13 protein-coding genes and 1 pseudogene are annotated in these 15,389 nt (G+C 42.8%); 12 read left to right on the top strand and 2 right to left on the bottom strand.

Features of this window, described 5'->3' with window-relative positions:
• The first annotated feature begins 82 nt into the window (after positions 1 to 82).
• From MC7420_RS05475 to MC7420_RS05430, 12 genes and pseudogenes are all read left to right on the top strand, one after another.
• The gene (locus tag MC7420_RS05475; protein ID WP_006098946.1) at positions 83 to 499 is read left to right on the top strand and encodes a XisH family protein; all 417 of its coding nucleotides are present in this window, start codon (positions 83 to 85) and stop codon (positions 497 to 499) included.
• Positions 487 to 822: a XisI protein gene (locus MC7420_RS05470; protein WP_044205195.1), complete on the top strand. Its 336-nt coding sequence runs from the start codon at positions 487 to 489 to the stop codon at positions 820 to 822. The genes MC7420_RS05475 and MC7420_RS05470 overlap by 13 nt, the downstream gene beginning before the upstream one ends.
• Positions 823 to 1,034: 212 nt before the next feature.
• Entirely contained in the window at positions 1,035 to 1,292 is a 258-nt protein-coding gene (locus MC7420_RS05465; RefSeq protein ID WP_044205191.1) for a DUF4160 domain-containing protein, read from the top strand.
• 6 nt (positions 1,293 to 1,298) lie between these two features.
• Positions 1,299 to 1,838: a DUF2442 domain-containing protein gene (locus tag MC7420_RS36105; RefSeq protein ID WP_006099104.1), complete on the top strand. Its 540-nt coding sequence runs from the start codon at positions 1,299 to 1,301 to the stop codon at positions 1,836 to 1,838.
• Between the two features lie 408 nt (positions 1,839 to 2,246).
• The gene (locus MC7420_RS05455) at positions 2,247 to 3,299 is read left to right on the top strand and encodes a PDDEXK nuclease domain-containing protein (protein WP_006098791.1); all 1,053 of its coding nucleotides are present in this window, start codon (positions 2,247 to 2,249) and stop codon (positions 3,297 to 3,299) included.
• Positions 3,296 to 3,418, top strand: coding sequence for a hypothetical protein (locus MC7420_RS43230; RefSeq protein WP_006099137.1), 123 nt, complete (start codon positions 3,296 to 3,298; stop codon positions 3,416 to 3,418). The genes MC7420_RS05455 and MC7420_RS43230 overlap by 4 nt, the downstream gene beginning before the upstream one ends.
• An 88-nt stretch (positions 3,419 to 3,506) precedes the next feature.
• A pseudogene (locus tag MC7420_RS05450) lies at positions 3,507 to 3,944 on the top strand (PIN domain-containing protein); the annotation flags it as partial.
• 508 nt (positions 3,945 to 4,452) lie between these two features.
• The gene (locus MC7420_RS42310; protein ID WP_232231645.1) at positions 4,453 to 4,653 is read left to right on the top strand and encodes a hypothetical protein; all 201 of its coding nucleotides are present in this window, start codon (positions 4,453 to 4,455) and stop codon (positions 4,651 to 4,653) included.
• On the top strand, positions 4,637 to 5,008 hold the full coding sequence (locus MC7420_RS05445; RefSeq protein ID WP_006099134.1) for a DUF433 domain-containing protein: 372 nt from the start codon (positions 4,637 to 4,639) through the stop codon (positions 5,006 to 5,008). The genes MC7420_RS42310 and MC7420_RS05445 overlap by 17 nt, the downstream gene beginning before the upstream one ends.
• Before the next feature lie 111 nt (positions 5,009 to 5,119).
• A complete protein-coding gene (locus MC7420_RS05440; RefSeq protein WP_006098771.1) occupies positions 5,120 to 5,311 on the top strand; it encodes a hypothetical protein in 192 nt (63 codons plus the stop codon).
• Between the two features lie 156 nt (positions 5,312 to 5,467).
• A complete protein-coding gene (locus MC7420_RS05435; RefSeq protein ID WP_006098775.1) occupies positions 5,468 to 6,778 on the top strand; it encodes an AAA-like domain-containing protein in 1,311 nt (436 codons plus the stop codon).
• Positions 6,779 to 6,787: 9 nt separating this feature from the next.
• Positions 6,788 to 9,934 carry an AAA-like domain-containing protein gene (locus tag MC7420_RS05430; protein ID WP_044205185.1) on the top strand — a complete coding sequence of 1,049 codons (3,147 nt, stop codon included), beginning with the start codon at positions 6,788 to 6,790 and terminating at the stop codon, positions 9,932 to 9,934.
• A gap of 37 nt (positions 9,935 to 9,971) precedes the next feature.
• On the opposite strand, the gene MC7420_RS34900 is transcribed toward MC7420_RS05430, so the two are convergent.
• Both MC7420_RS34900 and MC7420_RS05420 read right to left on the bottom strand, forming a co-directional pair.
• A complete protein-coding gene (locus MC7420_RS34900; RefSeq protein WP_006098871.1) occupies positions 9,972 to 11,660 on the bottom strand; it encodes a COP23 domain-containing protein in 1,689 nt (562 codons plus the stop codon).
• 259 nt (positions 11,661 to 11,919) lie between these two features.
• Positions 11,920 to 15,219: a tubulin-like doman-containing protein gene (locus tag MC7420_RS05420; protein ID WP_006099141.1), complete on the bottom strand. Its 3,300-nt coding sequence runs from the start codon at positions 15,217 to 15,219 to the stop codon at positions 11,920 to 11,922.
• Between the last annotated feature and the right edge of the window lie 170 nt (positions 15,220 to 15,389).

Below are 15,389 nucleotides of genomic sequence, written 5' to 3'. Positions count from 1 at the left end.
ATATTATCCCTGTAAAATCGCACCGACGTACATCCGGAAAAGCCGTAGTACCATAATTAGAGTGATTTGTCATCTGGACTTTATGCCAAAAAAGGATAAATTTCATCAGGTTGTGGAAATTGCCTTGCGAAAGGATGGTTGGGAGATTACAGATGACCCACTTTTCATCACTGTGGGTGGAGTCGATATGTTAATCGATCTGGGGGCAGAACGCCTGCTTGCTGCAGAAAAGCAGGGCGAGAAAATTGCCGTTGAGATTAAGAGTTTTTTGAATACTTCAGCCATAACAGATTTTCATTTAGCCGTTGGACAATTTATCAACTACCGTACAGCCCTGAAAATAAAAGATCCCCAGCGCCAGCTATTCATGGCAATTCCTTTAACAACCTATAATGATTTCTTTCAGCGTGAGTTTGCAACTATTATTATAGAAGATTATCAGTTGGCATTGTTGGTGTATGACATTGAAGACGAGGTAATTGCTTTATGGAAAAAGTAGAAATGTATCGAAATTGCATCAAAAAGATACTGACAGATTATGCTGCATACAAGCCTTCATACGGAGAGATAGAGGTGCAAGTTGTCTGTGATACAGAAAACAATCATTATCAACTGGTTCGGGTCGGATGGGATAACAAACAGCGCGTGTATGGTTGTTTTATACATCTCGATATTAAGGATAACAAGATTTGGATTCAGCAAAATGTAACAGAAATTGATATCGGACAAGAATTAGTTGATTTAGGTGTATTGAAAGAGGATATTGTCGTTGGGTTTCATCCTCCTTATATGCGTCAGTTTACGGAATTTGCTGTGAGTTGAAATGTTCAGCTTTTAAGTTATATCTGTTTAAGTATATTGTGGCAATTTTCAAAAATGAAATCCTTACTATACGTGGGTCTCAGGCTTTTAACTGGTCACATCAATGTGCGATCGCGCTTTCAACACCTCCATTAATTCCCTAGGGACATCGCAGCTACCCTAGTGATAGGCTAGTCATGGCAGACAGGCGTTTGCAGTAAAGAGGTGATTTCATGCCAGAAATCAGTCGTTTTTTCGGAATCATCGTTACCATGTATTATAACGATCACCTCCCCCCACATTTTCATGTCCGCTATAACCAACAAAAAGCCCTTGTTAGTATTAATACGCTGGAAATTATAGCCGGAAAGCTAACCTCAAGAGTAACTAAACTTGTGACTGAATGGGCAAGTCTACATCAAACCGAACTGATGGAGAACTGGGAACTAGCCCAAACTAATCAACCGTTAAACAAAATCATTCCTTTATAGTAAGCCATGCTAAAAGATATTGTCGATGTTCAACCTTTAGCAGGATATCAACTCCATCTACGATTCGATGATGGCGTTGAGGGCATAGTTGATATTAGTCAAATAATAGAATTTACAGGTATATTTACTCCCTTAAAAAATCCAGACTATTTTGCTAAAGTCCGAGTCAATCCTGATTTAGGCACGATCCAATGGGAGAATGAAGCCGATCTCGATCCCGTTGTCCTGTACGCAAGGATTACAGGTCAAGAAACCCGTCATTTCTTCAATACAACAGCCAACGCTGTCAAGGTTCAGGGAGTAGTGATGCAAATTCAGCCTCCAAACGCGACCGAATTAAGAGGACAAATTACACTTTTTGGATCTGTCAACAATCAAATCTGTAAAATTCAGACCGAATTAATCGGACGTGATTATATTTTGGCGATCAAAGCTTATCAAGAACGCATTCCTATATTCTGTACAGGTAATTTAATACAAGTAAATGATGTTTGTATTCTCCAAGATTCTTGTAACTTTACCCTAGATGCAACATGGCAAAACTAAAGGAAATAACAGGGTATCAGGGGAGCGTGTCCCTACCAATGGCAATTTAGATGTCAAAAACGTGCGATCGCGCTTTCAATACTTCCATTAATTTGGAAAGGTTAACCCTTTCATGTTGTATTTTTATCATGAATATATGGATACGAGATATATGGTGAATAATGGGGCAGAGGTAGAAAACGTAATTGTGTAGGGGCGGGTTTCACTATTATCTTTTCGGTTGCGCCTAGATGCGACTAAACCCGCCCCGACTTTAGCCGGTATTGTGTCCCTACCAATGGCAATTTAGATGTCAAGAATGTGCGATCGCGCTTTCAATACTTCCATGAATTCCGTAGGGATATCGCGGCTATTCTAGTGATAGGCTGTAAGATTAGCGAGTCATCGCAGTAATCCAGGGTTTTGAACATGAGTACCATTAAACCTTCTTTTGATCGCGCCTATCAGGATTTCCTGCGGGACATTAAAATTCAGGTTGTTCAAAGTCGGATTGAGGCGGCGCGGGCAGTTAATCGATCGCTGATTCGCTTGTATTGGTCTTTGGGGCAGTTGATTGTAGAGCGGCAGGAGGCGTTAGGATGGGGCAAGGCAGTCGTAGAACGGCTATCGGCTGACCTCAAGGCTGAATTTCCTCAAATAACTGGATTCTCACCGCGCAATTTGTGGTTAATCAAGCAGTTTTATGAAGCTTATGCTGAAGCACCTGAATTTCTGAAACAGCTTGTTGCAGAAATTCCTTGGGGTCATAATATTTTGATTATGCAGCGCATTAAAGATGAGGTGGCTCGCCACTATTATTTGGAAGCGACGGCTCGCTTAGGTTGGACGCGCAATGTGCTACTCAACCAAATTAAAGCAGGTGCCTATGAGGTGAGCCGACAAGACAAAAGTCATAACTTTTCGACAACCTTACCAGAATATTTGGCAGAGCAAGCCGAAGAAACGCTTAAAAGCCAGTATAGTTTAGAGTTTTTGGGATTGACACAGGCGGTTCACGAGCAAGAGTTGGAGCGAAACTTGATTGCTCGACTTAAGGATTTTTTGATTGAGTTAGGTTATGGGTTTTGTTTTATTGGTAGTCAGTATCGGTTGACCTTGGGAGAGAATGAGTATTTTCTCGATCTGTTATTTTACCACCGCTTTTTGAAGTGTTTGGTGGCGATTGATCTCAAAACCGGACGGTTTCGCCCCGAATATGCAGGCAAGATGGATTTTTATCTGGAGGTGTTGAATGAGCAAGAACGTGCCCCAGATGACAATCCTTCGATTGGAATTATTCTCTGTGCACAGCAGGATAGGCTAGAGGTAGAGTTTAGTCTGAAGTTAAAGACGAACCCGATTGGGGTGGCGACGTATCAGCTTTACCCGCAGGTGCCAGAGGAATATCAAGGCTTATTGCCAACCGATGAGGATTGGCAGCGATTGTTAGAGTCAGCGTTGCCTGAGGAGGATGATAATTGATAAATTATGACACCAATAATTGGGAAAGGCTACTCAATTGCCAGGTTGATATCGCTAGAGTGGATATCTTGAAAGAATACATTCGCGATCGCGTTTTGTCTGAGGCGGTTAGGCTATGAGGCGAGAGGCTGAACGATTGCAAGTATTTTATAGACAGACGAAAGAAAGCCGAGTCAAAGAAGCACAAAAACTGGTGGAGACTTTGACATGATCACGGTTTACCTCGATACAAGTGTTTACAATCGCCCTTTTGATGACCAAACACAACCCAAAATATTCTTAGAGACACAAGCTGTTACTCTCATTTTGCAAATGGCGGCAGCCCAATTAATAAACTTGGTTGGTTCTTCAGTTCTAGATTATGAAAATAGCCTTAATCCTTTTCCCATTAAACAGAAAGCCATGAATCGGTATTTACAAATGGCGACAATCCGACAACAAGTCGATGAAACAATCCGACAAAGAGCAGAACAACTCGAACAACAAGGAATTAAAGCCATTGATGCGCTTCATGTTGCCTGTGCCGAAGCCACCAACAGCGATTATTTTATCACCTGTGACAAGCGTTTAATTAATCGCTGTCAGGGATTCGCCCTAAAAACACTTAATCCAGTTGACTTTATTTTGGAGATAGAAGATGACAATAAAAGTAATGATCAACAAGCTTTACAAGACGGTTTAGATGTCTTAATTGCTCATTTAGAACCCGCTAAACTTGCGCGTTTTGTCGCTGCTTGTAAGTTGGGAGAAGGGGATTATATCAAAAGCAAAGACAAGCTGTTTGCACAAGAAACTGTTGCTAGTTTATATGAAAAGGTTAAAGCCTATCAAGATTCTACAAATGAATCTTAATTTGGCAATTCAACTCTACTAGCGTGTTGCCTATTGTGAGATTAAAATTACGGTTGAATTGGGTGCATATCGGTGTAATAAAAGGGCGCACGCCATGCGCCCCTACAGTTTAATTCTAATTGATAAAATTGCGTGTATCCGCCAGTCATCAGTAGGGTAGGTTAGGCGGGAATTTAATCAGCACGAATGACTGTTTAATGAACTATCCAACCTAACCCACCAACAAGCTATACACTCATGACTGACTTATAAGCAACTTCTGACTCAATCCCCTTGAAGTCATGATTAAGCAGATTATGATGTGATTACTTTCATTCACGGATTAGTCATGTCGCGATCGCGAATAATTTCCCCCCAGTATATCGAATGGGTCAAGCGAGTGGTTAAGCGTAATAGTTTTTGGAACCAGAGAGACTTAGCCGAGGAGAGGGCTATGATGGAGACTGAAAACGACATCAGGGATTTCCTTACCGTAGAAGATAGGAATGACGAACGCTGGTAACGAACATATTATCCGTACTGAACGGGGATTAACGATCGCGGGTACCCGGATCACTCTCTATGACGTGATCGATTATCTCAAAGCCGACTATCCACACAAGTACATTCGCGATGTCTTCAATTTGACTGATGAGCAGATGAATGGAGTTCTTGCCTATATTGAAGCCCATCAAGTAGAGGTAGAGGCAGAGTATCAAGACGTTTTGCAAATGGCACAAGAAATTCGACAGTATTGGCAAGAACGCAACCGCGATCGCTTGGCTCGGATTGCGGCTGATCCTCCCCGTGCTGGCTACGAAGCCGTTCGAGTCAAGCTGATAGAACGGAGAAGGCAACGGGAAGCCAACAAGAAATGATTATTTTGTAAGCCATAACTTATGGATTGTCAAAATCAAGTCAAGCATTGCTCAGTTTCGACCTCAATAAGCGGTTTTAGAGGATGAGACTGTAGAGTTAGGAAAAACACCATGCAAGGTGAAGCACATCAAATTATTCACACTGGTGAACCAATCATTGCTGTACCAACTCATGTCGAGCCAAATCTACCGCTACAGGTTCCAGTAGGCAGTGTACCTGAAACCATCTTCGCGATCGCTGTCCTAATTCGCTCCATCGCCCTACTGATTAAAGTTATTGGGCAACAGAAGGAACGCAAGTAAGACTACTGTTTATTGCCCTGGGTTTCATTGGTAACTAAACTAGAAACCATTAGCGCCCCTACAATTCTAATCCACCAATAAGCTATACACTCATGACTGACTTATAACCGACTTCTGACTCAGTTCCCTTGAGGTCATGATCAAGCCGATTATGATGTGATTAGCTTCATTCAAGGATTAGTCATGTCGCGATCGCTAAGAATTTCCCCCCAGTATATCGAACGGGTCAAACGAGCAGTTAAGCATAATGGTTTTTTCCGCCAGAGAGACCTAGCCGAGGAGTTACAGCTTGCTTTGTCCACAGTGAGTAGTTTCCTCAATGGTAGACGTGTTGATTATGCGACGTTTTATGAAATTTGCGAAAGATTGGGATTAGAGTTGAAGGAAATCGCTGATCTTGAAGACGAACGCAGCGATCGCACATTTTCAGCAGAGGCGTTGGAATTGGCTACGGTTGATTGTTCTGGGGAGGAAACAGGAACAGCCGTCTCTGAGTATATGGAGCGACCTCCTATCGAATCTCGCTGCAATGAGACAATCTTGCAACCGGGTTCCCTGCTGCGGATCAAAGCACCGAAGCGAATGGGCAAAACCTGGCTGATTGATAGGATTCTGGCTCAAGCAACTAAACAAAAGTATCGAACTGTGAATTTAAGTTTACTGCTAGCCGATGGGTCGGTCTTAAGCAGTCTGGATAAATTCCTGCGCTGGTTCTGTGGTGTCGTGGGGCGCGAGTTGAGACTACGAGATCAATTGACTGATTATTGGGTAGACGAGTTAGGTAGCAGCCAGAGCTGTACAATTTATTTTGAGGAATATTTGCTCAGTCAATTAGAGCATCCCTTGGTCTTAGCGTTAGATGACGTGGATCGTATTTTTCCTTATTCTGCAATTGCTGGGAACTTTTTGGCGATGCTGCGAGCTTGGTATGAGAAAGGAAAGAGAAGTAAGCTTTGGAAAAAACTGCGGTTGGTTGTTGCCCATTCCACGGAAGTGTATATTGAGCTAAATATTCATCAGTCGCCGTTTAATGTTGGTGAGTCCATAGAATTACCGGAGTTTAACCGGGAACAAGTACAGGATTTGGCACAGCGACAAGGTTTAGATTGGCAGGGTGCACAAGTGGATCAGCTGATGTCGTTGGTGGGAGGACATCCTTATCTTGTACAGAGGGCAATCTATCACCTTACTCGCTCCGAAATCACCCTGAAGGAACTGTTGCAAAAGGCTTGTACGGAAGCGGGAATTTATGCTAATCATTTGCGGGGACATTTGGGCAATTTGCAGGAGCATCCAGAACTGGCAATGGCAATGAAAATAGTAGTCGAGTCAACACATCCGGTGCAATTAGAATCCATGCTAGCTTTTCAATTACAAAGTTTGGGTCTGGTGCAGTTAGAGGGAAATGAGGTCAAAGCTCGCTATCATTTGTATAGTAATTATTTGCACGATCGCCTAGGGAATTAAGCGTTGAAAATGAGTACAGTGCAAGGTTCAACCTACCGATATCAAGTTGGCGGAAGCTTGGAAGCAGACGCACCAAGTTATGTCACGCGACAGGCAGATCAAAACCTGTATCAAGGGCTGAAGGCTGGAGATTTTTGCTATGTGCTGAACTCGCGACAGATGGGGAAGTCCAGCTTGCGATTGCAAACGATGCAACGGCTGGAAGCTGAGGGTATTCGCTGTGCGGCTCTCGATTTGACACTGATTGGTAGTGACAAGAATACTCTAACCAGTTGGTATATGGGATTGTTCTACGATTTAGTCAGCGAGTTCGATTTATCGGGAAAAGTTAATCGCAGAACTTGGTGGCAAGAGCGTAATTGTCTATCACCTGTGCAGCGTTTTCGAGAGTTTATTGAGGAAGTGCTGCTGGTCGAGATAGCGGAAAATATTGTAATTTTTATCGATGAAATTGATCATGTTCTCAGTTTAGATTTCTTGACCGATGATTTTTTTGCCCTGATCCGAGCATTCTACAACCAACGGGTAGATAAGCCTGCTTATAAACGTTTGACTTTTGCCTTGCTGGGAGTGGCGACGCCCTCTGATTTTATTGAAGATAAAAAGCGCACCCCGTTTAATATTGGACGAGCCGTTGAACTCTATGGCTTTCAATTAGAGGAAGCACAACCGTTAGCTAAGGGATTAGCTGAGATTAGTCATGATCCCCAGGCGGTGTTAGCTGTGGTGTTAGATTGGACAGGGGGTCAGCCGTTTCTGACTCAAAAGCTTTGCCAAATCGTTGCTACTTCGGGGTCATTTATTGCGGTTGACAAGGAAGCAGAGGCAGTAGAGAGATTAGTGCGATCGCACTTGATTAAGAGCTGGGAATCGCGAGACAATCCAGAGCATTTGCGGACAATTCGCGATCGCCTGCTGTGGAATGAACGGCGTAAGGGTCGATTGTTGGGGCTTTACCAGGAAATTTTGCAGCAGGGAGAAATTATTGCTGATGACAGCCTCGAACAAATGGAACTGCGTTTGTCTGGGTTGGTGGTGAAGCGAGAAGGCAGTTTGAGAGTTTACAACCGCCTCTATGGTTTAGTCTTTGATTGGGCTTGGAGTGCTAAAGAGTTGTCGGAGTTGCGTCCTTATGCAGAGGCGCTGAAATATTGGCTAGATTCTCATGGTCAGGATGAGTCACGGTTATTGCGTGGCAAGGCTTTACAAGATGCCAAAGCTTGGGCAGCCGACAAAAATTTAATGCCTCAAGATTATCGGTTCTTAGATGCTAGTCAAGAATTAGATCGGCAAGAAAGTCAGAAGGCTTTAGAAGCAGAAAGAGTTAGACAGGAATTAGAGAGTGTAGAGAAAGCTAATCGAGTATTATATGCGGCTCAACGAAGAGCGAATAGAAGCATTCATATCGGTTCAATTGTGCTGTTAATATCCTTAATTGCTGCCGTAACTGCTAGTTTATATGCGGGGAGGAAAACTCACCAACTAGCGGGTGCGACGACACAACTAAAAGATGTTAGTCAAAAAGCGCAAGTCGCTGAGGATAAATGGGAACAAGCAGAACAGGAAACTGAAAGAGTAAATAACCAATTAAAGGATGCCAAAACTCAATTAAAAGTAGTTTATCAAAGTGTTAAATTAGCTGAAGATAAACGCCAAGAAGCTGAACGGAAGGCTCAAAAGTCTAGCCAACACTTAACAGCGGTTGAAACTCAACTTAAAGAAGTTAATCAAAAAATGCAATTTACTGAGGAAGAACGCCAAGAAGCTGAACGGAAGGCTCATGATGCCAATCAACAATTAACGGAGGCAAGAAAATCTCTAGACAATGTAACTCAGCAGGCAGAGCAAAAAGCGATCGAACTCGATCAGGCAAATCGGGAAATTATAGAGGTATCTCAGAGATTAGAGTCAGCTCAATCAGAAGCGTTAAAAACTAACGCCATGCTTCAGATTGAGAAACTAACACTGGAAGCTTCGCAACAATTTCCGTTTAAACAAATAGAAACATTGCTGTGGGCAATGCAAGCAGGAGAACAGGCAAAAAAAATGGTTAAAGATAATAGTTTGAGGCAGGATTATCCAATAATTAAAACTTTTTATATTTTACAAGGAATTTTGAACGCAATCAACGAGAAGAATCACTTGAAAGGTCATCAAGGTAAGGTGAGCAGTGTAAGTTTTAGCTCTGATGAACAGTATCTTGCCAGTGCTGGAGAGGATGGTACAATCAGAATTTGGAATTCGGCAGGACAGCAGCAGACTCAATGGCAAGCTCATTCTGGTGGTGTGATCAATGTACGTTTTATACCTGCTGCAAAACATCTAGGTAGTGCTGGAGAGGATGGTACAATCAGAATTTGGAATTCGGCAGGACAGCAGCAGACTCAATGGCAAGCTCATTCTGGTGGTGTTACCAGTTTTAGTATTAGCCCTAATGGACAGCTTATTGCTACTGGTGGCAAGGATGGTAAAGTCCGGATTTGGAACGTGATCGGGCAAATCAAAGCTGAATGGCAAGTTTCTCAAAGTAGCGTAACAACTTTAAATTTCAGCCCCAATGGACAGTTTATTGCTACTGGCGGAGAGGATAGCATTTTTCAATTATGGACAGTAGAAGGGCAACATAAAGCAGAAGCCAGGGGTAACAAAAGTCCCTTGACAAGTGTCGTTTTTAGCGCTGATGGCAAGCTGATTGCTATGGCAGGCAAGGATAGTAAAATCCGAATTTGGAATCTAGAAGATCAGAAGATAGAAGAATTTGATAGCGGTCAATCTGGAGTTAATAACATTGTCTTTAATCCTAACCCTGAACAGTCAATTCTTGCCACCGCTGGTGAGGATGGTACAGTAAGAATTTGGGATATCACTAAATCCAGCTTACCTCTTAGATTGAAATTATTTCCTCATGAAGGTGGGGTTTATAGTTTAAGTTTTAGTCCCGATGGACAAAGATTAGCTACAGCCGGAGAGGATGGTGTAGTTAGAATGTGGCAGTTATTGAAGCCGCAAGTTAGGAAATTACCTGGGACAAAATCTCCATCTCCAGAGGTTGAAGATTTAAATGTATTACTCAACCAAGGATGCAACTGGTTGAACGATTACCTATTGACTCACCCCCAATTAACACAAGAGTTAAGTATATGCTTAAACCATTAAGTCATTAATAAAACTATGTATTCATGTATTAAAATAATCAATTGTCTATAAAATCTAACAATTCTGATGGTGCTGCCTCTAAAAAAACAGATATGGGAATACCAGAGCCAGCATTCAAGTGAATTCCAACTAGCTCACCATGGTTATCTAAGACCGGTCCGCCCTTCATGCCTCTTGTGGTAACATTAGTGTATTCTATGCGATCTTTTTGATTAGGTATTGCTGTATCAGTTATTTGTCCTTCAGCTAACTGATAGATTTGTGTTTCATCAAAATACAAATCACCAGCAACATACACAGAATCACCTATATTAAAACTCCTAGTATTACCAATTTCAACAATTTCATATACTTTTTTACTTTTGAACTCTAAGATAGCTAAATTAGTATTAGATAGTCTTTTAATAGATATGACTGTATGGTTATGCTTGTCATGAGTAAGAATTTCATATTGATTTGCATGGCTGATAATTTGTTCATTTGTAAGCACATAATAAGTTTCTTTATGCTTGGCAATAATTACTCCAGAACCAGAAATTGTTTTATTTGCGTCATTATTTATTTGATTATTAAAACTAATAATTACGGTAAAAATAGTCGCTTTATCTTGAACCTCTGACCTATTGGATTCATTGGGACAGCCATATAAAAAATAGATACAGGTAGTAGAATTATTAGAGGTGAGATTATTTCTTGATTCCGAACTGTAATTTTGCCATAAGTCAACATCAATATCAGGATACTTGCTTTGATATAGTGTTTGAATATCTACTGAATATACAACTGGAGATGCTGACATATTTCTGTTGATAGATGCAATTTTTCTAATTACTTCTTGATAGTCATATTCAGATCGGAGAGTCATTAATACTGCGCTATCGCTACAGTTGATCACTTCTGTATATACCTGTTGAGACGCGCATAATACAGGATTACCATTAAACCGACCAGCAACAATATAATTCAAATTACCACTTTCTTGATTTTGTTGGAACCTTTTGGAAATTTGCTTACAGCGCTGTTGACTACTCCAGCTTGAAGTTGATAAATCAGAAGTCCAAACAATTACAGTTATATCACCTCGCTGGGGGTGATTAGCTATAGTTGCTGGCTGACCATTGTGAATACCACAGTAGAATCTTGCTCTCCCTCGTTGAGCAGTTCCAGCAGCATCGACTAATTCTTCTAAGTTGACGTAGAGTTGTCCACCAGATTCTTGAATTGGAGTCCCACTCGCTCCCCCTGTCTGGACTGTCTGGATATAGGCGAGTAAATCTCCCAGCGCTGCACCCGGATTTCGGTAGTTTTGACCACTGAGTGTTAATAATACATTGCTTCCGTTGCAGCCTCCACCGACACCATTAACATAACAAATCACACCTTGACCATTGACTCGACCAACAGTCAACCACAAGTTGCTAAGTCTACCACCATTATTAGTAACAACAATATTCAGGCGATTGGTGACAAACTTACAGCGAACTTCGGGTGTGTAGGTTGAACCAAGTTGATTTCTCCATAAAAGAATGGGACTTCCCAGCTTCTCGCCCGTTGCTGTAACCACAAACGTTGCCCAGGATGAATCACTAGGGTGATTAGTAAGCTGATGACATTGAAAACTAGTACCAGCAGGCGTCGCTAAACTGTTGGGTGTAGCGAGTAATAGGGTAACTTTAGTTGCTACCATGCTAGCGACGAGCAGGTTAGCAATTGACGTATTTTTCATAACCGACAATTTCCTCATACATTTGTATTAAACGGTGCGTTACGCTTCGCTAACACACCCTACTGGTTTAATTAACAGAAAAGATACAATTGTATTGATATTATGGCTTAACTGGTATTAGTTAACTACTTAAACTATATACCTATTGTTCATAACATTAGCGGAAGTCAGTCACAAGTCAGTTGCAAGTCAGTATCATTACATACTCCACCAACTCTCAAACTAATTGAACAAGTTTTGGGATTTAATGGGTGTTAAGTTAATTCAATTTAACCAATTGAGTGCCGCACTTAAAACAGAACTTAGAATTGCTGGGATTCTTTGTCCCACAATTCGTACAGAAAACATGGGCTTGCGGCGTTACACTCTTCGCCTCAATCTGAGTTGGCGCATTCCCCCCATCACTCCGAGGCTGCTGCACAACCCCTGGCGACACAGACTGACTCTCTACCTTCAATTTATACCGCTCAATCACATCCAACAAAATCCGCGCCTCTCGCTTATAATCAGGACTATCCTTTCCCCCCTGCTTATCCAACTCCAACGCCCGTTGTTCCAAATATCGCGTCAATTGCCCAAAAATGGCTTGCTTTTGTGTAGGCGTTTCTGCTGCATTCAATTTCTGCATCACTTGACGCTGAATCTCTTCCCTATCTGGGCGACAAGCTAACACCTCCAACACCTGAGACGCTTCTTCCCAACTTGAGGCAATATCCACCGATTCTGCACCAATTGCCGTTTGTCGAGTATAGCGAATCACAGTTTCCTTTGTCGTGCGATTTTCCTCTTGACGCAATACCCCCAGCGCCCGGGCTTGAACCACTAAACTAAAAATAGCCGGATCTTCAGGAAACACATCCCAAAACGGCGGTTCTTTTTGCAGATGTACCGGAATCGGTAAATCGCGACTTTCTCCCCGTAACTGCGCCCGTTTCGCCACAATACTTTCCCCTTTCCAATCTTGATAGGATTGGCGTAATTCTTTCATCCCATCAATACAACGCAAGGAAAATCCGCCTGTTTCTTGGACAAATACCAGGCGATGTCGTTCTAAATCGCCCAAGGGTTTAATCGATTCCTCATTTCCCAGAAATTCTTCTAATTTAGGGATAATTTTCTGTGCGGCTGGATCACTGGTGTTCCGCCCACCCAATAGCGCCACATTCGTATTCGTTGCGGGGGTAAATCCAGCATCTTTCCCGGTTAACACCGATCGCGCAAGCAGAATTAACGGTTTAGACTTGTTATAAGCAATGCGTAAATTATTCACAATCTCCGCATCATCATTAAACACCTTAAACAGGCGATCGCACGCTGCCAAGTCTTGCTGCAATTTACTACTCTGCGGGGCTTTCGCCACCACCACCTGACTGCGGTCAACAATAATCTGCCGCAAATCCTCATCTTGCACATCCGGGATTTCGGTAATATCAAATAACCGCATCACCTCATCTGCCATCCGGGTTTCTTTCCACAAGGGACTGGCTAAATTCAGCACTTCTTCAGATAAGGTACTACACACCCCATTCATGCCCATCTCATAAGCCGTTTGACTCCCCTCAGACGCCCCTGCCAACTGCTCAATTAAATCCTGATATAATCCATTCAGTTCCTGTCGGTCATACAACTTAATCCCATTAATCACTAATGCATCCGCACTCTCCGCCTGCCGATTCGCTTTTTCCTGATACAAATCCCGTGCCTGAATCAGCTTTTGCGTCCAGCGGTTGAATCGCCGCTCTAATACTGTTAAATGCTCTTGTAACCGACTAATTACTTCCAATCCGATGCCCCGTGCCTTCCGCTGAATCGTTGCCGTTAAACAGCCTTCTAAGCCAATCAGGGCTGATTCACAATACTCCTCCATTTTGGCTTGTTTGGTCACACCAAACTTATCCTTAAATTCAGTAATATCTTGCAGCGCCGCTTCATATTGTCGCTGGCGTTCCGATTCCTTCGGTGACCAAATCTTATCCTGTTCCCGGCGAAACTTATCACTGGCATCCTCAAAAATCTGTCGCACCGTTGCTAAGAATGCATCAGCAAATTTAGGTCCTTGACGGCGGTTCTCTAGAATCTGATAAAACTCATCCTCTAAGGCTTTCCGCCCCCGTTTAATCAATTGATCTCGGTTATCGTACATCTTTTTCAGGAAGTCCCCATGTAACCGTTCATCAGGACTAATTTCGCGAAAATGATCAGCGCGATAATTATCAACTTTCGGTTTCAGATACCCATCAACAAATTGCCGAATATTACCCTTTTCCGACGCCAACATCTTCACCCCTTGCTGGGTGCATTGCAGCCAGTTATCGGTGGCAATTTCATTACGAATACTATTGACCCACTCAGAAATAACAGCTAAATAAGACCGATCTGCCGCCGCTGATAAATCAGCAATTAATTCCGCCTCAGTTAACCGCATCCGCTTCAGGATATCCCCTCGCACCAATTCCAATAATTGCGGCGGTAACTGCACCGACTCATTCAACCACCACCCGATTAAATCTTTTGCCAAACGATTCGATAAGGATGTTCTAATTTGAGCGATAGGAATTTCTATCGTAGACAAACCAAAACTCATAAAGTTCTTGGGATACCCTCGTCCCCCCGGATCAGCCTGCGCCCAAGCCCCCTTAATATTGTCGCGAATGGAGCGTTTATGGGGGGCAAAATCTGAGGTTAAATCCAGGAAAATGTTCTGAGCAATCATTTCCCGCAGTTGATCCAGTTTAAAGTCACTTTCACCGTTTTTAGTTCCGACTAAATAGGTAAAATCAAAGGGAGGGCGTTTGCTGCGGACTTCATCCGTTAAACTGTTACTAAACTGGGCAACATATTCGGTGCGGTAGTCAGAGAAATAACTTAATTCCATTAAAGCCGCATAGCCATTTGCCAAAACGCGATCGCCCACACTAATTCCCACAAAGGCATTCGGCATCGGCACAATGGCGGTAATTAAGGGACTGCCTTCTCCCTGTAACCATTTGCGAATACTATAGCCCATATCGATGAGCATTCCACTGCCCGTTCCCCCGGATAAAGACCCCGTGATGAAGACATTAATCGCATTGGTACTCACTTTTATTCCATAGCGATCTAACATAAAATTTTCCCGCCCTTTAACCCGTTGACAGGCGGCGAGAAATTTATCCCGAATCTCGTGATAGTTACACCATAATGCAAATCGCCCACAGGCACGAATTTGTCCCGCACCGGCTTCTAATGAGGTGATGTTGCGTTCTAATTCTCTAGGAAACCAACGATTAATCCAGGGATAGTTTTCCATGTTAGACACCATATCCCGGACTTGTTTACCACTGACACTTGCCCAGTGTTTTTCGTTGTCTTTTAAAGGCGAACCAGCGGCGTCGGGGTTGTTGATTTTATAGTCTTTATCGGTGTCAATAACCAGGAAGCTGAGGATGGGGAAGTTGGTTAAGTTGCCGTAGGTTTCTGCAACTAAGCGTCGGACTCGGGAGACGATTTCGGCACCGGTGCCACCGATTCCAATGAGGATGGTGGGAACCATGCTTTTTTCTTCGACTGGAGTTGCCATGGTGGTTTTGAGGGTGAATGTTTTTTTAACGCAGAGGTTCGCAGAGGTTAGCGCAGAGGTTCGCAGAGGGGTTTAGTGGAGTTTAAGTAGGTGGTAAAGTTTGACGATTACGGCGGGGATTGTTATTGGTTAGGTCATATCCTGACGATTGCCTATTATGGCAATGCCTC

The organism is Coleofasciculus chthonoplastes PCC 7420 (assembly GCF_000155555.1).
Classification (GTDB): Bacteria; Cyanobacteriota; Cyanobacteriia; order Cyanobacteriales; family Coleofasciculaceae; genus Coleofasciculus; species Coleofasciculus chthonoplastes_A.
The sequence above is the reverse complement of the archived record's forward strand: the minus strand, read 5'-3'. Positions and strand labels throughout refer to the sequence as shown.

Coding starts and splice junctions, on each gene's coding strand:
- MC7420_RS05475 (WP_006098946.1), top strand. CDS start 83: ATGCCAAAAAAGGATAAATTTCATCAGGTTGTGGAAATTGCCTTGCGA.
- MC7420_RS05470 (WP_044205195.1), top strand. CDS start 487: ATGGAAAAAGTAGAAATGTATCGAAATTGCATCAAAAAGATACTGACA.
- MC7420_RS05465 (WP_044205191.1), top strand. CDS start 1,035: ATGCCAGAAATCAGTCGTTTTTTCGGAATCATCGTTACCATGTATTAT.
- MC7420_RS36105 (WP_006099104.1), top strand. CDS start 1,299: ATGCTAAAAGATATTGTCGATGTTCAACCTTTAGCAGGATATCAACTC.
- MC7420_RS05455 (WP_006098791.1), top strand. CDS start 2,247: ATGAGTACCATTAAACCTTCTTTTGATCGCGCCTATCAGGATTTCCTG.
- MC7420_RS05445 (WP_006099134.1), top strand. CDS start 4,637: ATGACGAACGCTGGTAACGAACATATTATCCGTACTGAACGGGGATTA.
- MC7420_RS05440 (WP_006098771.1), top strand. CDS start 5,120: ATGCAAGGTGAAGCACATCAAATTATTCACACTGGTGAACCAATCATT.
- MC7420_RS05430 (WP_044205185.1), top strand. CDS start 6,788: ATGAGTACAGTGCAAGGTTCAACCTACCGATATCAAGTTGGCGGAAGC.
- MC7420_RS34900 (WP_006098871.1), bottom strand. CDS start 11,660: ATGAAAAATACGTCAATTGCTAACCTGCTCGTCGCTAGCATGGTAGCA.
- MC7420_RS05420 (WP_006099141.1), bottom strand. CDS start 15,219: ATGGCAACTCCAGTCGAAGAAAAAAGCATGGTTCCCACCATCCTCATT.